Origin of the sequence: Methylobacter arcticus (assembly GCF_050917435.1) — a bacterium.
GTDB classification, from domain to species: Bacteria; Pseudomonadota; Gammaproteobacteria; order Methylococcales; family Methylomonadaceae; genus Methylobacter_A; species Methylobacter_A titanis.
Window position 1 is genome coordinate 3,296,337 of sequence record NZ_CP159583.1, and the last position, 21,992, is coordinate 3,318,328.

27 protein-coding genes are annotated in these 21,992 nt (G+C 46.5%); 10 read left to right on the forward strand and 17 right to left on the reverse strand.

Annotated elements, in window-relative coordinates; all coding sequences use genetic code 11:
- Window positions 1–6: 6 nt before the first annotated feature.
- Entirely contained in the window at window positions 7–522 is a 516-nt protein-coding gene (locus ABXJ76_RS15670) for a septal ring lytic transglycosylase RlpA family protein (protein WP_432741783.1), read from the forward strand.
- A 125-nt stretch (window positions 523–647) separates the two neighbouring features.
- Here ABXJ76_RS15670 and lnt read toward each other — a convergent pair whose 3' ends face one another.
- A complete protein-coding gene (gene lnt, locus ABXJ76_RS15675) occupies window positions 648–2,180 on the reverse strand; it encodes an apolipoprotein N-acyltransferase (protein WP_432741785.1) in 1,533 nt (510 codons plus the stop codon).
- A gap of 142 nt (window positions 2,181–2,322) precedes the next feature.
- Here lnt and ABXJ76_RS15680 point away from each other — a divergent pair, with 142 nt between their 5' ends.
- Both ABXJ76_RS15680 and ABXJ76_RS15685 read left to right on the forward strand, forming a co-directional pair.
- Complete coding sequence (locus tag ABXJ76_RS15680) at window positions 2,323–2,493, forward strand: hypothetical protein (protein WP_432741787.1); 171 nt, start codon at window positions 2,323–2,325, stop codon at window positions 2,491–2,493.
- Between the two features lie 20 nt (window positions 2,494–2,513).
- Complete coding sequence (locus tag ABXJ76_RS15685; protein ID WP_432741789.1) at window positions 2,514–3,470, forward strand: peptidoglycan DD-metalloendopeptidase family protein; 957 nt, start codon at window positions 2,514–2,516, stop codon at window positions 3,468–3,470.
- 48 nt (window positions 3,471–3,518) lie between these two features.
- Here the strand turns inward: ABXJ76_RS15685 and ABXJ76_RS15690 are convergent, their stop codons facing one another.
- The gene (locus tag ABXJ76_RS15690; protein ID WP_432741791.1) at window positions 3,519–4,433 is read right to left on the reverse strand and encodes an AEC family transporter; all 915 of its coding nucleotides are present in this window, start codon (window positions 4,431–4,433) and stop codon (window positions 3,519–3,521) included.
- 117 nt (window positions 4,434–4,550) lie between these two features.
- Here ABXJ76_RS15690 and ABXJ76_RS15695 point away from each other — a divergent pair, with 117 nt between their 5' ends.
- From ABXJ76_RS15695 to ABXJ76_RS15710, 4 genes are read left to right on the forward strand one after another with little or no spacing between them, the layout of a single operon-like run.
- Window positions 4,551–4,934, forward strand: a complete 384-nt coding sequence (locus ABXJ76_RS15695; protein WP_432741792.1) for a rhodanese-like domain-containing protein — start codon at window positions 4,551–4,553, stop codon at window positions 4,932–4,934.
- A gap of 34 nt (window positions 4,935–4,968) precedes the next feature.
- A complete protein-coding gene (gene pyrF / locus ABXJ76_RS15700; protein ID WP_432741794.1) occupies window positions 4,969–5,703 on the forward strand; it encodes an orotidine-5'-phosphate decarboxylase in 735 nt (244 codons plus the stop codon).
- Window positions 5,704–5,712: 9 nt separating this feature from the next.
- Window positions 5,713–6,441: a sulfite exporter TauE/SafE family protein gene (locus tag ABXJ76_RS15705; RefSeq protein WP_432741796.1), complete on the forward strand. Its 729-nt coding sequence runs from the start codon at window positions 5,713–5,715 to the stop codon at window positions 6,439–6,441.
- Between the two features lie 9 nt (window positions 6,442–6,450).
- Window positions 6,451–7,410, forward strand: coding sequence for a sigma-54 interaction domain-containing protein (locus tag ABXJ76_RS15710; RefSeq protein WP_432741798.1), 960 nt, complete (start codon window positions 6,451–6,453; stop codon window positions 7,408–7,410).
- Window positions 7,411–7,504: 94 nt separating this feature from the next.
- Here ABXJ76_RS15710 and pdxJ read toward each other — a convergent pair whose 3' ends face one another.
- From pdxJ to cobO, 15 genes are all read right to left on the reverse strand, one after another.
- Window positions 7,505–8,269, reverse strand: coding sequence for a pyridoxine 5'-phosphate synthase (gene pdxJ, locus ABXJ76_RS15715; RefSeq protein WP_432741800.1), 765 nt, complete (start codon window positions 8,267–8,269; stop codon window positions 7,505–7,507).
- 140 nt (window positions 8,270–8,409) lie between these two features.
- The gene (gene recO, locus ABXJ76_RS15720) at window positions 8,410–9,171 is read right to left on the reverse strand and encodes a DNA repair protein RecO (RefSeq protein WP_432741802.1); all 762 of its coding nucleotides are present in this window, start codon (window positions 9,169–9,171) and stop codon (window positions 8,410–8,412) included.
- Window positions 9,164–10,045, reverse strand: coding sequence for a GTPase Era (gene era / locus ABXJ76_RS15725; protein ID WP_432741804.1), 882 nt, complete (start codon window positions 10,043–10,045; stop codon window positions 9,164–9,166). Before era ends, recO begins: the two co-directional genes overlap by 8 nt.
- Window positions 10,042–10,725, reverse strand: coding sequence for a ribonuclease III (gene rnc, locus ABXJ76_RS15730; protein WP_432741806.1), 684 nt, complete (start codon window positions 10,723–10,725; stop codon window positions 10,042–10,044). Before rnc ends, era begins: the two co-directional genes overlap by 4 nt.
- On the reverse strand, window positions 10,722–11,099 hold the full coding sequence (locus ABXJ76_RS15735; protein ID WP_432741808.1) for a DUF4845 domain-containing protein: 378 nt from the start codon (window positions 11,097–11,099) through the stop codon (window positions 10,722–10,724). Before ABXJ76_RS15735 ends, rnc begins: the two co-directional genes overlap by 4 nt.
- A 287-nt stretch (window positions 11,100–11,386) precedes the next feature.
- A complete protein-coding gene (gene lepB / locus ABXJ76_RS15740; RefSeq protein WP_432741810.1) occupies window positions 11,387–12,163 on the reverse strand; it encodes a signal peptidase I in 777 nt (258 codons plus the stop codon).
- A 112-nt stretch (window positions 12,164–12,275) separates the two neighbouring features.
- Window positions 12,276–14,075, reverse strand: coding sequence for a translation elongation factor 4 (lepA, locus tag ABXJ76_RS15745; RefSeq protein WP_432741812.1), 1,800 nt, complete (start codon window positions 14,073–14,075; stop codon window positions 12,276–12,278).
- 121 nt (window positions 14,076–14,196) lie between these two features.
- Window positions 14,197–15,000: a DUF3530 family protein gene (locus ABXJ76_RS15750; protein WP_432741814.1), complete on the reverse strand. Its 804-nt coding sequence runs from the start codon at window positions 14,998–15,000 to the stop codon at window positions 14,197–14,199.
- Complete coding sequence (locus ABXJ76_RS15755) at window positions 15,000–16,055, reverse strand: AI-2E family transporter (RefSeq protein WP_432741816.1); 1,056 nt, start codon at window positions 16,053–16,055, stop codon at window positions 15,000–15,002. The genes ABXJ76_RS15750 and ABXJ76_RS15755 overlap by 1 nt, the downstream gene beginning before the upstream one ends.
- A 123-nt stretch (window positions 16,056–16,178) precedes the next feature.
- Window positions 16,179–16,394, reverse strand: a complete 216-nt coding sequence (locus tag ABXJ76_RS15760) for a zinc ribbon domain-containing protein (RefSeq protein WP_432741818.1) — start codon at window positions 16,392–16,394, stop codon at window positions 16,179–16,181.
- On the reverse strand, window positions 16,313–16,666 hold the full coding sequence (locus ABXJ76_RS15765; RefSeq protein ID WP_432741820.1) for an RNA-guided endonuclease TnpB family protein: 354 nt from the start codon (window positions 16,664–16,666) through the stop codon (window positions 16,313–16,315). The genes ABXJ76_RS15760 and ABXJ76_RS15765 overlap by 82 nt, the downstream gene beginning before the upstream one ends.
- Before the next feature lie 112 nt (window positions 16,667–16,778).
- Window positions 16,779–17,303: an RNA-guided endonuclease InsQ/TnpB family protein gene (locus tag ABXJ76_RS15770; RefSeq protein ID WP_432741822.1), complete on the reverse strand. Its 525-nt coding sequence runs from the start codon at window positions 17,301–17,303 to the stop codon at window positions 16,779–16,781.
- Window positions 17,304–17,648: 345 nt separating this feature from the next.
- Window positions 17,649–17,978 (reverse strand): cold shock domain-containing protein, encoded by a 330-nt coding sequence (locus ABXJ76_RS15775; protein ID WP_432741824.1) that lies wholly within the window; start codon window positions 17,976–17,978, stop codon window positions 17,649–17,651.
- Window positions 17,979–18,200: 222 nt separating this feature from the next.
- The gene (locus ABXJ76_RS15780) at window positions 18,201–18,572 is read right to left on the reverse strand and encodes a hypothetical protein (RefSeq protein ID WP_432741826.1); all 372 of its coding nucleotides are present in this window, start codon (window positions 18,570–18,572) and stop codon (window positions 18,201–18,203) included.
- A gap of 169 nt (window positions 18,573–18,741) precedes the next feature.
- Window positions 18,742–19,278, reverse strand: coding sequence for a cob(I)yrinic acid a,c-diamide adenosyltransferase (gene cobO, locus ABXJ76_RS15785; protein ID WP_432741828.1), 537 nt, complete (start codon window positions 19,276–19,278; stop codon window positions 18,742–18,744).
- Window positions 19,279–19,621: 343 nt separating this feature from the next.
- On the opposite strand from cobO, the gene ABXJ76_RS15790 reads away from it, so the two are divergent.
- The 3 genes from ABXJ76_RS15790 (at window position 19,622) to ABXJ76_RS15800 (ending at window position 21,992) form a co-directional block, all read left to right on the forward strand.
- Window positions 19,622–20,803, forward strand: a complete 1,182-nt coding sequence (locus ABXJ76_RS15790) for a hypothetical protein (protein WP_432741830.1) — start codon at window positions 19,622–19,624, stop codon at window positions 20,801–20,803.
- A gap of 103 nt (window positions 20,804–20,906) precedes the next feature.
- A complete protein-coding gene (locus ABXJ76_RS15795) occupies window positions 20,907–21,269 on the forward strand; it encodes a hypothetical protein (RefSeq protein ID WP_432741832.1) in 363 nt (120 codons plus the stop codon).
- A gap of 27 nt (window positions 21,270–21,296) precedes the next feature.
- A complete protein-coding gene (locus ABXJ76_RS15800; RefSeq protein WP_432741834.1) occupies window positions 21,297–21,992 on the forward strand; it encodes a C39 family peptidase in 696 nt (231 codons plus the stop codon).

The window sequence follows — 21,992 nt, forward strand, 5'->3', positions numbered from 1 at the left end:
ATTACCATGAACACTCCGCTGGAGTCTTATTTTGATCGCAGTCGCCATTATTTCGGTTCCGGATTATTAGGGCTGATGGTGCTGTTAACCGGCTTATTAGGCGGTTGCGCGTCTGAACCGCCCTTATCGTCGTCTATAGGACCGCACGTTTATCGTCATGCGACTAAGGCCTATAACCGGCCTTATAAAGTTCACGGAAAAACCTACTATCCAATGGCGTCAGCAGCCGGTTACAGCGAACGGGGCATGGCTTCATGGTACGGTTCCGAATCCGGCAATAAAACCGCGATGGGAACCCGTTTCAGACCCCAAGGGATCACGGCCGCCCATAAGACCCTGCCGTTACCGAGCAAGGTACGGGTAACCAACCTGCATAACGGCCGTTCCATTGATGTCGTGGTGAATGATCGCGGCCCGTTCAGAAAAAATCGGCTGATTGATTTGTCTCATGGTGCCGCCAAAAAATTGGGTATCAGAGGCACGGCTGAAGTCAAAGTCGAATATATCTCGAATGCAGACTAGCCGAACGGAACAAACTCAAGCTGCCACGGCCCATTTTTGCTATCACATTACCTGCTATGATCATGTGGGTATAGCTGCTCCCAAGCCAGACGGGGTTTGCAAACCCCGGTACACCAAAGACAACACTACTCTATTAATTTAAAAAACCTGGCATACCCCAGCAAAGCCAACGACAAAATAACCATTAGCCCAATAACCGGCTTATCGCCCCATCTGGCATAAGGCGTCATGCCGCCCATCGGGATTATCGTTCCGGTCAGCGCGGTTTCCTCAAACAAAGGTGCTTGACTGATAATTTCGCCCTTTGGCGAAACAATAGCAGTCACGCCGGTATTGGTCGAACGCAATAAAAAGCGCCCGGTTTCCAGCGCCCGCATACTTGCCATTTGCAGATGCTGATGCGGCTCAATCGAATCGCCGAACCAGCCGTCATTAGTTACGTTAACCAGGAAAGCTGCATCCGGTAAGCCGCGAATACTCAAATCACCAAAAGCATCTTCATAACAGATCAAGGTGATGAACGGATAGCCGCCCGCTTTCAACAAAGGCTGATTGTTGGCTCCAGGGGTAAAATCACCCAGCCTTATATTGATCGTGTTCAGCACAAACCCCGACAAAGGTTGTAGCGGCAAATATTCCCCAAAAGGCAATAAATGGGTTTTACGATAGATACCTTGTTCCCTGCCTAGGGTGATTACCGCATTGAAGCTTTTCTTCGGGGCGACTTCCTGAACGGGAACGCTGATGATCAAATCGGTATGGTGCAATTTGGCGTCGTTACCTAAGGGAACTAAAAACGCATCGTTAACCTGATCCAAATAAGCGGGAATGGCGGTTTCGGGCCAGATAATGATAGTGGAATCCCAATGGGCTTCGGTCATCTTTTTATATTTCAACAGCGTATTGATTTTATTCTCAGGCCGCCACTTTTGATCCTGCGCTATATTGCCTTGAATCATCGACACGCGAATGGGTTGGCCGATTTCATGCGTCCAGGTTTGATGGCGCAACAAGCCGCCCGCGCTCCATAGGATTACCAGCATCATGATTAACTGCAGGTGCGACGCAAGGCGCCCAAGGCGACTGAAGTCGTCACTACAATACGCTGCAACTCCCCGAACAATCTCCACGACAACCGAAGCCGTTAACGCCAAGATAAAGCCGGTACCGTAAACACCCATTACCGGTATGTATCCGGCCAGAGGCGTCTCCAATTGGGAGTAAGCAATCTGCAACCAGGGAAAGCCGTTCAGCAGCCAATAGCCCCGCAGATATTCAACCAGTATCCAGATAACCGGCACCAGCATGATCCGGCTTTGTCCGTTCGTTTTTGCCGAAAGATAACCGGCCAAAGCCGGAAATAAGGCCCAAAAAGCAACGAAAAGGCCGGTCAGCACACTCGAACCCAGCACACCGGCTCCGCCAAAATCATGCATGCTGATATAGACCCAGGACACGCCCGAACCGAATGCGCCCAAGCCGAATAAATAGCCGCGCAAGGCCGCCCGTTTAGCCGAACCGTTCTGCCAAGCCGCAAACAAAAAAACCAATGCTGCCAACGCTAAATAGGAATAATCAAAAGGGGCAAAAGATAGGGTGAGTAAAAGTCCGGCAATGGGAGCGCAAAAATCCCAATATTTACTGTTCGAATGCTGCATGTTTACGTTTAAATCGGTTTATGGGCGTCTTTTGTCAGTGGACGCCCATTGAAATTAACTGTCATAATACCAAAATATATAGGATCAGCCGAAAACGTGTCCCTATCACCCCAACTAGGCTATTTACCCTAAGGAGCATAGTTTGAAAATTGTTAAAATGCCAAGACCGATGCGTATGGTCTGGGGAAGCCTGGTAGCTTATTGGCTGGCTGGTATGATTAATCCCGCTTTTGTTGCGATTGCAGTGATGATTGCGCTGTTTATTCCGGTTTTTATCGTTGACCCTTTGTTCCCCAGCCGACCTGAAAACTGAAGCTCGGCAGGTTTTTTGCAATGAAAATATCACTGTTAATTTTCATACTATTGTCACTGTGTTCAGTTAATGCCGTCGCTCAAAAACTCTATAAGTTCCAGGATAAACAGGGCATATTTCACTTTACCGACAAGCCGCCGAAAGCAGAGCAAAAAGGACTTGAAGTCAGACAGCTTAAAGTTGCGCCCAAACAATTAGTTCGGCTATTGCAGTCGGGCGAAGAACGACGCCCCCAATACTCTATCCGCAATGATTATGCAGGCCCTGTTGAAGTCGAAATCGATTTTTCCGAGCGGGACAATGTCCGGGCTACGCCTGACTTGCCCAGGCTGTTTGTTATTGAACCGGGAAAATCGGACACGCTTTTTCAGATAAATGCCATCAATGCGCGTGAATCATCGAAACTTGCCGTTAAATACCGCTACATTATCGGCAGTCCTTTAGCGCATTACCGTTCCACGGCACCCTATTTGCCGCCGATAGCGCCCAACACCTCGTTCCAGATTTCTCAGGCTTTCGGCGGCAGTTTCAGCCATACCGACGAACAAAACCAATTCGCCGTAGATATTGTGATGCCGATTGGCACGCCGATTCATGCGGCCAGATCGGGCGTTGTCCTGGAAGTCGAGGATGACTTTTTTAAGGGCGGCACCAATAAGGCCTACGGCTCCGAAGCCAACAACATCAGAATTTTGCACGATGATGGTTCTATGGCTGTTTATGCCCACCTGGAACTGGAAAAAGCCCAGGTTTATCCGGGCTTGGCGGTGGCAGCCGGACAATTGATTGGTTATTCGGGCAATACCGGCTTTTCCACCGGCCCGCATTTGCATTTTGCGGTTCAGATCAACAAAGGCATGGCGCTGGTTTCAGTGCCGTTTACCTTTATCGATCAGCAGGGACTAGCCGAGGAACCGGCAATCAGCGCATGGCTTAAAGGAGTTGCTCCGTCCCAGATGGGGCATGCTCTTGAATGAAGCCGGGCAACGGTTCCGCCTAATAACAGGACGGGGCATGTTTTGCCCCTACAAAAACCGCCCGCCGTTCATCAGCACCCCATGCCAGAACGGCAGTGCTATCAAACTGATTACCGTCGTCACCGTTACCGCCATCGCATACAGCGAACTATCCAGCCGGTAGCGGTCGCAAAAAACGATGCCCAGCAGCATGCTCGGCATGGACAGATCAAGCACCGCCGCCGCACGGTATTCGCCGGTTATAGGCAAATACCCGACCAAAACCATCGCAAACAACGGCATCAACGCCATTTTAATGACCATAACCGGAATGATATAAGGGATATTTCGGACGGTTACTGCCTTCCAACTTAATGCCAGTCCCAAAGAAAACAGCATCAACGGCACCACTGCGGCGGATAATTTTTGTAACACGCCTAAAAGCCAAGCCGGAGCGACAACGCCGTTCATATTTAGCATAACCGCAAGCGCCGCCGCCCAGAATGGCGGCGCATTAAAAAACAGCCAGACCGGCCTGGATTTTTCCGCTGTCTCTTCGCCGTAGTGTCGCGCGACAAGCGCACCGACGGTAAACAATAACGGCGTGGTAGCAAACAGGTCCATTTGTATGACCACCGATCTAGCCCAACTGCCAAAGGTTTGCTCTAAAACCGGCAAGCCCAGATAAGTCACATTGGGAAATGCCGCAGCCAATATCATTGCACCCATGCGCCGGTCTTCAAACTTGAATAGTACGCCAATCATCCAGATGCAGAGCATGGCTAAAGCAATACTACCCACGCCCAGCAAGGTATACTGGAACGAGTGCAAACCGATGTCAGCAGACCACAAAACCTCCAGAACCATGGCCGGCAGCAGCATATAATAAACCACTGTAGTCAAAACCTGCCGCGTGTGCTCTGCGGACAAGCCTGCCGGTTTTGCAAATCGCCACCCTGAGCCGCACGCCATTATCAAGGTCATTTGTATCAATATTAAGTTCATCATCGAGCACTATTGTGACAATAGTGCATTTTAACATTCACCGTTAAAACAAGTTCCGGTAATATATAGCGACTTAAATCTTCTGGGAGCGTTTACATGCGTCTATTTTCCAAGTATTGCCAACTCGGTGTTCTTTTATTAATAACCGGTCCTTTTGCTTTAGCGGAGACGGATACTGTCTCACCTAAAGCAGCGTCAGCAATGCAGGGCGAAGACAAAGCCGTGATCGTCGATGTGCGTGAAGATGACGAATGGAATGCGCATCATATTCCCGGTGCTATTCATATTCCGCTAGGTCAACTCAATGAACGACTGGCAGAACTTGAACCTTACAAAAACCGTCCAGTAATCACCCAATGCCAAAGCGGCTTACGTTCCGCAAAAGCGCAACTGACATTAAATTCAGCCGGATTTTCCAAGGTTTATAGTATGGATGGCGGAATACAAGCTTGGGACGAACAAGGCCTGGCAACTGAATAAACTTTCCTTTCACCTTTCACCTTTCACCTTAAATATGCCCCAGTCATTTATCTCAACCAAACCCATCCCCGTCCGCGAACGACTCATCATGGCGCTGGATGTCTCCAGCATTCCCGAAGCACAGGCGTTGGTCGAAGAACTCGGCGATTCGGTGGTCTTTTACAAAGTCGGCATGGAACTGTTTATGTCGGGCGATTATTTCGGCTTCATTGAATGGCTAAAACAACACGATAAAAAAATCTTTGTCGACCTGAAGTTTTTTGATGTACCCGCCACCGTGGGCCGTGCCATTAAAGCCTTGAGCAGCAAAGGCGTCGATCTTGCCACCATTCACGGCAACGACGCGATCATGGAAGCCGCTGCCAAGGAAAAAGGCGATCTCAAAGTACTGGCCGTCACTGCGTTAACCAGCCTGGATCGTGGCGATCTTGACGATTTAGGCTTTAAATGCGATGTCCGTGAACTGGTTTTATCCCGTGCCAAACGCGCCCTGCAAATCGGCTGCGACGGCATAGTGTCATCCGGGCTTGAAGTCTCTATGCTGAGAAAGGAACTGGATCATAAGCTGTTAGTCATCACTCCGGGTATCAGACCGGTCGATAACCGCGAAGAAGACGATCAAAAGCGCGTAGTCAGTGTAGAAATGGCCTTCCAGAATGGTGCTGATTATATCGTCGTCGGCAGACCTATACGCGATGCTGAAAACCGTAAAGCCATGGCTGAAAAAATTCAAGGCCAAATTCTTGCGCAGTTTCAATCGGTTCAATAAATTCAAATCATGGAATTTGGTCTCGCATTTACCACCTCACATCTGGTCGCATTTACCATGGGACTGTTCAGCAGCATGCATTGCATCGGCATGTGCGGCTCGATTATCGGAACATTAACCTTAAGCCTTAGCCCCGAAATACGGAACAATAAAAATCGGTTACTTCCCTTTGTGTTTAATTACAACATTGGTCGCATCACCAGTTACACCATAGCCGGGGCATTGGCCGGCATTATTCAAGCGTTAATCACGATGCCGATGGGCGACATCAGCGGACACCGACTGCTGCAATTGCTGTCCGCTGCCGTTATGAGCGGAGCAGGACTCTATATAGCCGGGTGGTTCCCGCGCTTTGCCTATATTGAAAAAATCGGCCTGCGTTTTTGGAAAATGATTGAACCTTTCGGCCGTAAACTGATCCCGGTAAAAAATTACACTCAGGCTTATCTTTTCGGCATGGTGTGGGGATGGCTGCCATGCGGTTTGGTCTATTCGGCTTTGGCGCTCGCCGCAACTGCAGGCGACATCAGACAAAGCGCGTTGACCATGTTGTTTTTCGGACTGGGCACTTTACCTGCCGTCATGGGAGTCGGTATAATGACCGGCATATTAACAAGGCTGTCCAGAATGCAGCACTTCAAACAGGCTATCGGCCTGTTCATGATTGCACTCGCTTTACTGGCGGCCCTGCCCTGGCTTAACCCCATGGCGATTACATCACATTCGGCATTACATTAAGAGGGTTTTATGAATCATTTTAGCGCGATCATCGGTCAATCTCCTGCAATCGATTCCTTAATTCGTAGTGCCAGAATCGTTGCCGCTACCGACGTTACCGTGTTGCTTAAAGGTGAAACCGGCACCGGCAAGGAAGTGCTTGCCACCGCGATACAACAGGCCAGTGCTCGCGCCAATAAAGCCTTTATTAGCTTAAATTGTGCTGCATTACCCGAAAGCCTGATCGAATCCGAGTTGTTCGGCCATAAAAAAGGTTCGTTTACCGGGGCCAGCGCCGACAAACAAGGCCTGTTTCAGGCAGCCGATGGCGGCACCCTGTTTCTCGATGAAATCAATTCCTTGCCGCTATCGATTCAGGCAAAATTATTACGCTGTCTTGAATCAGGCGAATGCCTTGCCGTTGGTGATATCAAGCCTTACAAAGTCGATGTCCGCGTCATTTCGGCAACCAACGCCGACCTCGATAAACAAATTAAAGCCGGTGAGTTTCGATCGGATTTGTTTTTCCGTTTGAATGTTGTGCCTTTAGAGCTGCCACCATTGGCTCAGCGCACTGAAGATATTGAGTCGCTGATCAAACATTTCATGGTCTTGTTCGAAGATACCTATACGCTGACGGCGCCCAAATTCAGCAAGCCCGCTTTAAAAACGCTAAAAGCCTACTCATGGCCGGGCAATATCCGTGAATTGCGTAATTTATGCGAAAGACTGAGTATTTTATTAGCTGGCAGAGTTATCGAAGCAGAAAATCTACCGCCTGAATTTAACAACAAAATCAGCAGCAATGCGCCTATTGCAACCGACTTCACTTTACCTGAAACCGGCTTAAAGCTGGATACCTTAGAGGCTAATTTAATCTATCAAGCGCTAAACCGTACTAAAGGCAATCGCAGCCAGTCCGCAAAACTGCTGGGCATTTCCCGTGATACCCTGCTTTACCGTATGCACAAGCACGGTTTTGCCATGTAAAACCGATAGCCTCTAAAAATCTATTTTGGAGGCTATTCTTTCAAAACCAAACACCCTACTGCACAAATCCGCCGGGAGCGGATTTGCATTTACCCTAAGGGTGCCGGGCAGGACAGCCCTGCATGAATCTTGCGCTGCGCATGATCTGCTTCAAATCCCTAACAGTCTGAGCCAAGCCTGAAAACACCGCCTGCGCGATAATCGAATGGCCGATATTAAGCTCTGCTATTTGCGGTAGCGCACAAATGGGTTCAACATTATAAAAATTTAAACCATGCCCTGCATTAACTTGCAACCCGGCACTATGTGCATATATAGCAGCGTGCCTGATGCGTTCTAATTCATCCGCTTGCTGTAACGGACTACGTGCCTCTGCATAACACCCGGTATGCAATTCAATAACCGGAGCGCCTGCTTTTACCGCTGCATCAATCTGCATTTCATCCGGGTCGATAAACAGCGACACTTCAACGCCCGCAGCCGCCAACTTATCACAAGCCCATTGTATGCGCTGCAAATTGCCGACGACATCCAGTCCACCTTCGGTGGTCAATTCTTCCCGTTTTTCCGGCACCAGACAGCAAGCAAATGGCTGTACCTTCACCGCGATACCGACCATCTCGTCGGTCACCGCCATTTCCATATTCAGCCGGGTATGCAGCATGTCTTTTAACAGGTAGATGTCTCTGTCCTGAATATGTCGACGGTCTTCACGCAAATGCGCGGTAATGCCGTCAGCACCGGCCTGTTCTGCAATTAATGCAGCTTGAATCGGTTCAGGGTAAAGTGTGCCTCTGGCCTGTCTCAAGGTGGCAACATGATCAATGTTCACGCCTAATAGGATATTTGTTTTATTCATTTTTAGTGTAATTTTATAAGGGAAAACGGATGCCAAAAGTAGGCGCCGCTAAGCGAAACTGATCATTATGTTGATTAAAAAGATTAAAGACGAACGGCTAAGGGTAATCATGTTGAAGCTTAGGTTTTTTCGCCTTTCGCCTACCGCTGAACAGTTGCGAAGACTTTATTTATAACTCCCCGGCTTTTAAGTTGCCTGCCCTGCAAATACACATCAATGATCATTCTCATCAGTATTTTTGCTTCGCTTAACACCTGCGGATCGGCCAATTCTCTGGAACTGAGCGCCTGAAAAGTCCGACCTGAAAACTGTCCACCCGCAACATCAACCGGTCCCTGACCCACATTGAAACCATATTTTTTTAATGCTTCGACGGGATTGTTATGGTCGTCATGGCTCAACTGCAAGCCGTAGCCCGAACACTCAAGCAGTCTAAGCTCAAACAGGCGCAATGCCGCTTCCATACTGAAGCCATCCGCCAGACTCGATAAACATTCATGGTAATAGTCAAATACTTCGGGGTGAGGGTCGTATTTATGCAGAAAACAAGCAACCAACTCATTGATATAAAAACTGCAATAAAGTGCAAGCCCCTTTATCTCGCCAACCGAATGAACCCTATCGCCAGGGATGGTGTGTATGCCGCCAACTTGGCGAAAATAGTCGCGGCGCTCGACATCAGTCAGCGTTTTTAACTCTGCCTTACCAAAAAAAGAAAGGGTTAACGGGATAAAGGGTTGCAGCAACCCTGCTGTTTTGGACTTGGCTTTTCTTACGCCTTTGGCCAGCAGGGAGATACGGCCGAAATCCCGGGTTAACGCATCAATAATCAGACTGGTTTCCCGGTATTTACGAGACTGCAAGATAAACGCAGGCTGTAAATAAACGGCGGATTCAGTCATTAAATCCCAGACTTTGTAAGGCGCGTTCACTATCCGACCAGCCTTTTTTAACTTTAACCCATAGCTGTAAATAAACCTTCTGCCCGAGCAGCTTTTCTATATCCAGCCGGGCATCGGTACCGACTTTTTTCAGCATCTCGCCATCCTTGCCAATCACGATGTTCTTTTGAGTCAAGCGTTCCACCCAGATAATGGCATATATTTTGGTAATGCCGGGTTTTTCCTCGTAGCGTTCAATCTCTACCGTCAGCGCATACGGCAGCTCATCGCCTAAGCGCCGGGTCAGCTTTTCTCTGACAATTTCAGCGGCCAAGAACCGCTCGGATCGATCGGTAACCTGATCCTCGGGATAGATCAAATCCCGTTCAGGCAACAACGCCATGATCAAACTTTCCAGCTGCTCAAGATTGGTTCTTTTTAACGCAGAAATAGGCACCAAATGCTTGAACGGAAAACGATGCTGGGCATCGTTAAAGAACGTCAAAATAGCTTCTTTGTCAGCTACCTTATCGACCTTGTTTACCGCAAGAATAACCGGCAAACCCGCCTGCTCCAGTTTTTTGAAGATGACCTCATCATATTCATGCCAGGACAAACCATCAATCAGCCAGACTATCACATCGACACCCAACAAGGTCGTCTCCGCCGTCCGGTTTAAATAACGGTTCAAAGCTCGCTTTTCACTGTTATGCATGCCCGGCGTATCCATATAAATGGCCTGCCCTGCGTCAGTGGTGTTAATGCCGAGAATTCGATGCCGGGTTGTTTGCGGCTTGCGCGAGGTAATACTGATCTTCTGCTTCAACAAATGATTCATCAATGTTGATTTGCCGACATTGGGACGCCCAATCAGGGCTACGAAACCGCAATTCATTTACTATCCTTATTTAATAATTCGAGCATAAGCTCTGCCGCCGACTGCTCGGCTTTTTTTCTGGAATTTCCCATACCAACACAAGACCCTGTTGTTAATGGCGTAGTACATTTAACCTTGAAAGTTTGTTCATGTGCAAGTCCGGACATGGTCATTAAGGTATAATCCGGCAGCTCCATTTTTCTGGATTGCATTAACTCCTGCAATTGAGTTTTAGGATCTTTCCGCCAATTATCCAACGATAAATTGGCCAGCTTTTCTGCAAATAATTGCAAGATCCATTGCTGACAAACATCCATACCCTGATCATTGTACAGCGCACCTATAATGGCTTCGACTGCATCGGACAGAATGGAATCACGACGAAAGCCGCCGCTTTTTAACTCCCCCGAACCTAGCAATAAATAATCGCCTAACTGATGTTTTCTAGCCAACTCTGCCAACGACCCTTGATTAACCAAACTCGCTCTTAACCGACTTAAAACACCTTCACTGGCACTGGGGAACAGTTCATATAATTTTTGGGCAATAACAAAGCCTAAAATCGAATCACCCAAAAATTCCAAGCGTTCGTTATTGTTAGAACTTGCGCTCCGATGGGTTATAGCCACGGTAAAAAGCTGTGGATCATTAAATACCAGGCCCAGTTTTTTACATAACACTTCGGGCTTTTTTATCACTCTTGGCCAGCCTCGAAAGAATCATGAAACTCGGCTAATAAACTCAGATTATCGACCAATTTCACGACAGTCTCATACTCGATATCCACTTTCACATAATTGCCCTGTTTGACGACCTTAATATCATCCTTGGTGACATCGTAGACATAATTGATGTTAAAGCGCTTGCTTAAGCTGTCCCTGATTTCAAACTCGCTTTTCGTTTGGATATCAGGCATTGCTTGTAAGGCCGCCAAAGCACTTTTTACCTTGCCGTGATCCAGGTAAATCGGAACCACCTTAAGTGTCAATACGACAAAAAATCCGATGAGTCCCAGAATTAAAACAATCGAAATCAAGGTTAAACCTTGCTGATTTTTAGGTGACGAATTCATTTTTTCTCCAGATGATTGATTAAATAAACGTAACTACTCAGTAGTTAGAAAAATGGAACACAGATAACGCTGATCATTAAGATCAAATAAGATTTTTTCGAGTTATCCGCGTTTATCATATTTATCAGTGTCGCCTACAGGGATGTAGCCGCTTAGCGTGAGCACGACTTGCATGGACGCAGGAGGTAGAGCAATGCAGGAGCAGTTGCCGAGGAGGGGCAGCTGCATCTGCGTTCTATTATCATATTGATGGCTGAGTAGTTACAAATAAACAACTATAACGCAGGTTATTTTAACACCGTGCCAATACGATCAAACCCCACGCCTTTATGTTGCCAATCCCAGCTCATCCAGATAAAAAATGCTTTTCCAACCAGATTTTCTTCAGGAACTGTGCCCCAGTAACGGCTATCGTTACTGTTATCGCGATTATCGCCCATCACAAAATAACTCCCCTTCGGCACCACATAAACACCTTCGGCTGAAGCGGCACCATTTCTGATCAGAATATTGTGCTCAACACCGGTTAAATCTTCTAATATAAGCTCATTGCCGGTCATGTCCTCGCCTTGCCCTACACCCTGATAACGCCCCAAAGACACTTGGCTGACGGGTTGTTCATTGATATGCAGCTTCTTATCGTAATAGGCGACCCGGTCGCCCGGCAAGCCAATCACCCGCTTGATATAATCGACAGCCGGATTTTTAGGATACCGAAAAACGACGATATCCCCACGCTTGGGTTGATTCATTTCAATGATTTTTGTGTTTAAAACCGGCAAACGTATTCCGTAAGTAAATTTATTCACCAGAATAAAATCGCCTATCAGTAAAGTCGGCATCATCGATGCTGAAGGTATGCGAAAAGGCTCGGCTATAAATGAGCGCAGCACCAGAACAATCAGCACAACCGGAAAAAAAGAGCGCGCATACTCTACCAGTACGGGTTCATTTTCTTCATCAAAAGCCGCTCCCGTTGATTTGAGCACCAGCAAATACCCGCCCCAAATAACGCCGGTAACCAGCGTGGCGACGGCAAGAAAAAAGGAAAAATCGTAGTCCATAATTATATACTTTAGGTTAAAGGTTTAAGGCGAAGGGCTAAAGACGAAAGGCAAAGGCGATGTAATTGAAGCTTGGTTTTTTCGCCTTGCGCCTTTTGCCTTTCGTCTGCTCTTATTCTTTATTAAGCTGCAAAACAGCCAGAAATGCCTCTTGAGGGATCTCAATATTGCCGACCTGTTTCATGCGTTTCTTACCGGCTTTCTGTTTTTCCAACAATTTTTTCTTACGGCTAATATCGCCACCGTAACATTTGGCAATCACGTTTTTACGCATCGCTTTAACGGTGGAGCGGGCGATAACCTTGGAACCAATCGCCGCCTGTATCGCAACCTCATACATTTGCCGCGGGATCAGCTCTTTCATTTTTTCGACCAGATCCCGACCCCGGTTATTGCTTAAGTCGCGATGCACGATGATAGACAAGGCATCCACTTTTTCGGCATTGATCAATACATCCAGCTTGACCAGCTCGGCCGGCTGGAAGCGCAAAAACTCGTAGTCAAACGAGGCAAAGCCCCGACTCACCGACTTTAAACGATCGAAGAAATCCAGCACCACTTCGCTTAGCGGCATTTCATAATGCAACGCCACCTGCCTGCCGACGTACTGCATGTCCTTTTGCACGCCACGCTTTTCTATGCACAGCGTGATTACGCCGCCCAGATAAGCCTGAGGAACCAGGATATTGGCCCGGATAATAGGCTCCCTGATCTCCTTGATAGTGCCCATATCCGGCAGTTTAGCCGGATTATCGATCATCAAAATCTGATCGTTATGGGTAATAACTTCATAGACAACGGTGGGTGCCGTAGTAATCAGATCGACATCGTATTCCCTTTCCAAACGCTCCTGCACAATCTCCATATGCAGCATACCGAGAAAACCGCAGCGAAAACCAAAGCCTAAAGCCTGAGAGGTTTCCGGCTCAAAGTGCAAGGAAGCATCATTCAGATTCAACTTATTGAGCGCTTCGCGCAAATCTTCATAATGATCCGAAGTCACCGGATACAGGCCTGCAAAAACGCGCGCCTGAACCTTTTGAAATCCAGTCAACTGTTCGGCAGCCGGATTATCCGTCCAGGTAATGGTGTCGCCGACCGGCGCACCAAAAATATCTTTGATACCGGCCACGACATAACCCACTTCACCGGTATTGAGTATGTCTTTTTCCAGCCGTTTGGGCGTGAAAACGCCGACTTTTTCAGCAATAAACGACTTGCCGGTGGACATGATGGTGATCTTTTGTTTTCTGCGGATACTGCCATGCATAATTCTGACTAGCGACACTACGCCCAGATAGCTATCGAACCACGAATCGATAATCAAGGCCTGTAACGGGCCGTCTATATTGCCTTGCGGCGGAGGAATCTTGAGCACCAGCTGTTCCAGCACATCCTCAACACCTAAACCGGTTTTAGCGCTGATCATCAGCGCCTCGTCAGCAGAAATACCGATCACTTCTTCGATTTCGGCCTTCACCCGCTCAGGCTCGGCAGAGGGCAAATCGATTTTATTCAGCACCGGCACCACTTCCAAGCCCTGCTCTATCGCCGTATAACAATTGGCAACACTTTGCGCTTCAACACCCTGAGCCGCATCGACGACCAACAGCGCGCCTTCGCAAGCCGCCAGAGACCGGGAAACTTCATAAGAAAAATCCACATGTCCCGGGGTATCGATGAAATTAAGCTGATAGGTCTCGCCGTCTTTCGCCTTAAAATCGAGGGTGACGCTTTGCGCCTTAATGGTGATGCCCCGCTCTTTTTCAATATCCATCGAATCAAGTACTTGCGCTGACATCTCCCTGACGCTTAAGCCGCCGCATAGTTGAATAAAACGATCCGCCAGCGTCGATTTACCATGATCGATATGCGCGATAATGGAAAAATTTCTTATATGTTTTAAATCCACTTAGTTTTCAACTTGTTATGATAGTGTTAATGCGTTGTGCCAACGTCTGCCGTTATCGTATTTGCACGCCTGTTTTAGCCGTATATTGTAACAGATTTAGGCCTGTTAAAATAACCACAAGTCATTGAACTGAGGGTTCGGGAGCAGGAACCTTCACCGCCACCCCCAGCCAACTGTATATCCGTTTAACCAGCAAGCCTTCATCATGCAGATAAGCATGGCCTTCATCATTGATCTTAATCTGCCGATAAGCCGTATTTTCTTTTGCCGCCAAGCGCCGATCTCTGGCGCTGCCGGTAACATCCGCCACGTCTAATGCGCCATAAATATCCAGCATCGGAACCTTGATCTTCTTGATAAACTCCAGCGTTTGAGCCGCCTTGTTTTCGGTCTTCGGCACCGGCAAACTAATGGTTATCAGCGCCATAATATCTGCCGCCGACTCACTTAGCGCATAAATTCCCATCAGACCGCCCAAACCATAACCGACCACAACAATATTTTCTGCACCGCTGCTCTTCGCATAGCTAATTGCGGCCTGAATCCGCGCCACTGCCTCGGGAAACAACGCATAGTATTCTTCTCTTGCAACGCCAATTTCCCGAAGCGGCATTTGCAGTGACAGCGTTGCCCACTTATGTTCGGGTAAAAAAACTCTCAACCCGTAAATGAGTTGCCGCTGATTGGGATTTCCATCCATATCATGAAGAATAATAACAACGCCATTGCCACTCAATTTTTCTATTTCTGTATAAAGACCGAGAAACTTTTTTCCTTCAGCCTCCAGCCAGACCGCCTTACCGATAGCCAAGGTCTTATTGATGCTTTCGGCAAAATCAGCCTCCCGCTTTTCATCGCTAGCCCAGCACACATCGCCCAGAAACCGCGCGATACAAAGCATCAAAATGACAGTTCTAAGTAACATTATTGACGAACGTAAAAATCGCTATCTCGATATAAATCATGCATATGCCGTAATAACACCATACTGATCGACGCGACAGGCAATGCCAGCAAAACACCCAAAAAGCCGAATAATTGACCGCCAGCCAATACCGCAAACATCACAGCAACTGGATGCAAGCCAATTTTGTCGCCCACCAACATCGGCGTTAACAGCATACCTTCCAGCGATTGCCCTATGATAAAAACGATGGCGACCGGCACCAGTTGTATTAACTCATGAAATTGCACCAAAGCCGCAATACCCGCGATAACGATGCCGACAATAGAACCCAGATAAGGCACAAAACTGACCAGACCTGCCAGCATGCCTATCAGCAAAGCCAAATCGAGGCCCGTCATCCACAGCCCGATACTGTAAATACAGCCCAAGGCCAGCATCACATAAAATTGCCCCCGAACAAAAGCCGATAATACCGTGTCAACTTCGCCCGCGAGCTTGGCTGTGATCGGCGCTATACGCCGGGGCAATAAATCATGCATTTTGACAATCAGGCTGTCCCAATCGCGCAATAAATAGAAAGTGACCACGGGAATTAGCAGCAGATTCATCACCCATTCGGCCAGCACCCCACCGGAATGCGAAACAGAGCTCATAAGCGCCGCAGCAATGCCGCCCGCCTGCTCCCAATGATTTTTAACCAGATTAATAATCTGATTGAGGTTAACCGGCTTGATGCCCAGATGAAATCGGCGCTGCGTCCAGGGAATGACAGTCTCATTCAACCATGAGACATAAGCGGGCAGATTGCTCAAAAAACGCTCGATTTGGTATTCCAGAAGGGGAACCAGCAGCAGTAAAACCAGTACAAAAACCAGCGTCATCGCCGAAAAAACGACCAATACTGCTTTGGTTCTGGATAATCGGTAAGTTTCCAGCTTATCGGTCAGCGGATCGCCTAAATAAGCCAACATTGCTGCAAATGCAAACGGCATCAATACCGGGGCCAGCAGGTAAAGCAGCCAGATCGAACCTGAGATAAAAGCGAAAACCAGCCATTTTTGTGAATCAGTCATTACAACTCCTTAGCGTATGCCTCTATTGGAATCCGCTTTCAAACTGACCGCATCGCTCCATGCGAAAGCTATCAGTTAAAATTGGGTCGAGTTTCACAGCCGTTTGATACAAGCATTCCACCGCTAGGCGGCTTTATCAATTTGGTATACATCTCCACTCAGGACTAACCCAGCCCTTTTAATATTGAGCGCGGCATTTAAGTCGCGATCAATAGTTAAACCACATTCGCACGCATAAACCCGTTGCGATAATTCCATCATACGGACTTGACCGCATGAACTACAGGTCTTGGTACTCGGCTCCCAGCAGCTAATCTTAACGACCGTTTTCCGTACCATGCCGCTTTGTATTCAATCTGTCGATTCAACTCGAAGATGCACACATCAGCAATCGCCTTGCTTAAACAGCGGTTTTTCATCATGCCGGACACATTCAAGTCTTCAACACAAATTACATCATTTTCGCTTACCAGTTTCGTGGTAAGTTTGTGCAAGAAATCCTTCCGGGAATTGGCTATCTTCTCGTGAATCCTCGCTACAACAAGCCGTTGCTTTTTCCATCCGTTACTGCCTTTCTTTTTCCGGCTTAAAACCCGTTGCGCCTTGCTCAATCTGCGCTGGTAATAATACGTGATTTCGGTGCGCCTGAGTGAAAACCATCACTGGTAACAACCACGTCCTTGATGCCAACATCAATACCCACAACTTTGCCAGTCATTGGCTTTAATTCCTGCTCGACCTCGCACATAAAACTGACAAAATACTTGCCGCTGACTGACTCACGGTTACCATCTTGGGTATTCCGCCCGGTACTGGTGACCATTTCACTGTTAATTCACCCAGTTTGGGTAATTTCAGCAATTCCCCGGCATGATAATTATTCAGCACAATCCTTTGATCCAGCTGGTAGCGTATGCTTTGTGCGTGGCTTTTCTTTTTGAACTTGGGAAAACTGGCCCGACCCTTGAAAAAGTTATCAAAGGCTTTATCTTGATCCATTAACTTCTGTGTTAAAACACCTGCTGTCGCCTCGCTTAGCCACGGATACTCTTTTTTCTTATACTGCGTGATATTGCTGCCAATATCATGAGCCGCGTTTAAGCTAACGCCCCACTCCTTGAAGGCATAACCCCGTTCAATCAACGCCCGATTCCAAACCCATCTAGCGCAACCAAATTCACGTACAAGCTGTTGTGCTTGTTGTGCGTTTGGATAGAACCTGAATTTATAGGATTTCTGGATTTTCATGTGCTAATATCAACACACTTATTAGTAATTACAATTACACCATTACGCACATGAAAAGCAAGATTAAAACTGAACGATTCCATATCGTCATGCCAACTTGGTTACTTGGTTACTTGGTTACTTGATTTCATGAAAATGGACGCTGAAAAGTTAGGTGTTTCAACATCAGACTATATTCCTAATATTTTAAAAGCACATCAAAAGCAGAAAGTAGATGCTAATTAATCGGCCCTCTCGCTCGATGCTCCACTATGTTACGCAATCTTACTGGAGGGTCGGCTTCGTCCATGAAGCCTTCAATGTAGCGCGACACATCGGCTTGTAGAAAAATATCCTCAGCTTTTCTTAACTGGCAACAAATACAACAACTGCGGCAATAACCGCTAAAGCCAGCGCTAACAGCATGACGCCTGTCTTGGTATTAAAAAAGCCGGAAGCTTTGTCCTCCAGAATTTCAACGCCGTCAATATAGGCGTCAACCGCTTTGAACTTGCCCCGGTTATCTCTTGCAATCTGATAATAAATAACATCGCCGGTCACGGGACGACGGCTCGTACCTTTAAGCGCAGAAATATGGATAAAAACATCTTTTCCGCCATCATCAGGGCTGATGAAGCCAAACCCCCGATCTTCTTTCCATGTCTTTAAAACTCCCTTAATCATTGTTTTTGTCATAAAAATTTCTTTTTGTTGTTTTTAGCCTTATCTACATGCATGTAGATTAAGGGGCGTTAGCCTTGTAGTATCTATGTTTTACTGCTGCTTTTAGACTGAACAAACAAAACATATTCCAGAGTCACGATAAAAAACACCGCTCAATAAATCTAATGGCATGCACATCAGCTGATTTGGATCAAGTCATGCCTGTCGTGTGATTTGATCCAAATTCCACGTAACCTAGATTTTTTTCTTTATGATGACCTTATCATCAATAATCAGTTCCGAAATTCCACCCAAAGACGAGTGCAAAGTACATGATGCGTTTTTAAATCCACCCTTTTCAGCATTTTCGCCCACCCATTTTAAAGTGAGGTAAGTCTCCTTATCACTCTCGGTTTCAGACGTAAGATATACCTGCTCTCCTGTTATCTCTTTAATTTTCTCGGGGCATTTTTCATTTGCCATCATTTGCATGGCAACGACGGCTCTAATCTTTGCCGCGCTTTCCATTTGTTCTATAGTTTGATCCTCTTTACTGGCGCTGACCAAAACGAAACCCATTATAAAAACGGCTGCAACAGCCATGATGATTTTTTGTACTTCAGACATACTTCTTCTCCTCATTTATAACAATCAATTTTTATTTTACAGGTTGCCGAGAGCATTTGCCTTAAAATTCTATATGATGATCTACCTAGCCTCAACAACTTATGTTGTACCGATTCAACGTTTTGCACCCGCTACACTAGCCAATACTACCGATCAAATAACCCGCACTTTAAAATTCAATGCCCTGTTCGGCTTTAATCCCTTGTTCAAAAGCGTGTTTTATTTTGGTCATCTCGGTTACGGTATCGGCACAACTGATCACTTCGGGAGCGGCATTGCGACCGGTCAAGATCAAATGCGTCCAGGACGGTTTTTGCTCGCGAATAAAATCGGCGATTTCCTCGCCGGAAATCCAATTATAGCCGCAGCAGTAATTGATCTCGTCCAGCAACACCAGATCAAACTCTCCAGACAGAATTTTAGCCTTACTAAACTCCCAAATTTCCCGACTGGTTTTAATATCCTGCTCAGGATTCTTAGTATCCCAAGTAAAGCCGTCACCCATCGCATGCCATTCAATATTATCAAAACGTTCGGCGGCTTTTTGTTCGCCGGTTTGCCATTGCCCCTTAATATATTGAATCACACAGACCTTCATATCCCAGCCTGCGGCACGAAAAACCATACCCAAAGCACTGGAAGATTTCCCTTTGCCTGTGCCAGTGTTGACTAAAACCAGCCCCCGTCTTCTATCTCTCGATTTCATAAAGCTTATTCCGTCATTTGAGCGCGCATAAAAGCACGCGTGTCATAGTGTGGCCCGCATTATCACCTGAATCGACTTCAAAACAAACGACAAGCCTTATTAAATACACCTCGCAACACGTATTTTGACAACAATGAAAATTGGACAGCCCTATTAACCATACGCCTTAGCACCTAAGTAATTCTACGTATCTAAATGATTTTTAATGTTTTTTTGATATTGCTTCTATGGAAATTTAAGAACCAATTAAGGATACTGCAACCGTGATAACCAGTTATCTTGCCGAAAGGGGGGATAGGCGGTTGTTCCAGTCTCATCAGATATTATTAACGTGCAATATCCGATGATTTTTGAATATATTCATGGAGTAACAACAATGAAACAATTTAATAAAAAAATATTAACCGCAAGTATTCTTCTTGCATTAGGCTCAGTTTCCAGTGCATGGGCGAATCCTACCAACACAACGGGTGGAGCAGCATATGGCGATCAGACTGCAACGGCGACTAGCGACCAGTCTGGAGCAAGTACAGCTGCAAATGAATTTTCGACTGCGACTGATAACACTAACAACAGTGATAACTCTACAAACGTTCCTGTTACCGTTTCTGACAGCTTAAATGACAACTCTGACAACACTAACAACAGTGATAACAGCAATAACAGTGACAACTCCACAAACGTCCCTACTACCGTTTCTGACAGCTTAAATGACAACTCTGACAACACTAACAACAGTGATAACAGTAATAACAGTGACAATTCCACAAACGTCCCTGTTACCGTTTCTGACAGCTTAAATGACAACTCTGATAACTCAGATAACTCTACTACAGACAACAGTACTGCAGCTACTGCAACCGATGCAGCGGCTAACGGAACCAGTCTCGCCATATCAGATCGTTCAGATAACTCTGACAATTCTGACAATTCTGATAACAGCGATAACTCTGACAATAGTGCTGCTACTGCAACTGACGCAGCGGCTAACAATGGCAGTAATGCTTGGTCGGATCGCTCGGATAATTCTGACAATTCTGACAATTCTGATAACAGCGATAACAGCTTGGCTGATGCAAGTGCTCAAGGATCAGCTGCGGCTAATAATGGCAGCACTGCAACGGCAACTACAGACAATAGCCAGGCAAATGCAAGTGGAATCGGATCAGCTGCGGCTAATGGCGGCGGCGATGCAATTACAGACAACAGCAACCACTCTGATAACAGCTATGCGAGTGCAGGTGGAGACGGATCGGCTGCGGCTAATGGCGGCGGTGATGCAAGTAGCTATTACAAAGTCAACAATCAAGATTTGACCGGTTCAGTTACAGGTCTTGCTGGCACTATCCCCGTCAGTTTGGCATTTAACAATGTACCCGTTGGCAATAGTATCGATCACTCGATTGTAGGCAACGCAGGTATTACTCAAACCTTTCAAAACTCTGGCAATGGTTTAGCGCAACAATCTGTATTAGTTGACGGCACTGTAAATGTTACCCAAGGCTCTGCATCTATTGCTCCTTAAGATTTATTAACGGTATTCGTTAATAAGCTTCAGTTTGCCGGTGAGTGAGTCATTGCTCACCGGCTCTTAACTGGCATATCATTAAATAGGTAAGGAGTATGTCATGGGAACAAGTTTAAAGAGCTGTTTGTTAACGCTACTTGTCGTTATTATGCAAAATCAGGCGGCGAATGCTGATTCTGCTCAACATCAGGATACGTTACTTTTTTCTGCTACGGAAACGGTGCAGTTAGAAGAGCTGGACAATGCGCGGGGGCGTGAAGGAGTAGATATATTGACTCTTAATAACATGAACTTGCGTGCCACCCTGACTGATAACCAAGCAAGCAACACTATAAATGGTGCCAATATAATCGATGGAGGCTCCTTTACGCAGGCAAGCGGCATTACCAGTGTTATTCAAAACAGCGGTAACAACGTCATTATTCAGGATTCGACTATCCTTAATGTAACGATCATACCTTAATCATTTTTTATTCAGTGGAACTGCGACATGAGACGATTTTTTGCTAAATGTGCTCTTCTGATGCTGCCTACGCTTTGTAGTCATGCAGATTCCCTCGACTTTAATGGCGGCATTGCAGGTGGCGGTAACTATAACGTTCCTGTGACCAGTTTTTTAGAGCGACGCTTCAAGACGGTATACAAGCAACAGTACGATTTCAGTTGCGGCTCGGCAACTTTAGCCAGTCTGCTGACTTATCACTATGACGATGTGGTAAACGAACAAAGTGTGTTTGTTGATATGTATAAAAATGGCGATCAGCAGAAAATTCAAAAGCAGGGGTTTTCGTTACTGGATATTAAACTTTTTCTGGAAAGACGCGGCTATCGCTCCGATGGTTTCAAGATCAACTTGGATCAATTGATTACAGCCAATGTGCCGGCAGTCACGATTATCAATAATAACGGTTACATGCATTTCGTTATTATTAAAGGACTCAATGAGCAGGAAGTTCTGGTGGGAGATCCCGCTGTAGGTATAAAAGCAATACCTCGCGATGAGTTTGAACAAATGTGGGGCAACCGTATTTTATTTTTAATCCATGATAAACAGGATGTAGCGGCCAGGCATTTTCAAGATCAGCAAGAGTGGGCGCTTAGGGTCAAGGCGCCGTTAGGTTCTGCCGTTGATAGAGCCAGTTTAGGTCAATTCAATATGTTGCAACCTGGACGCTGGGATTTTTAA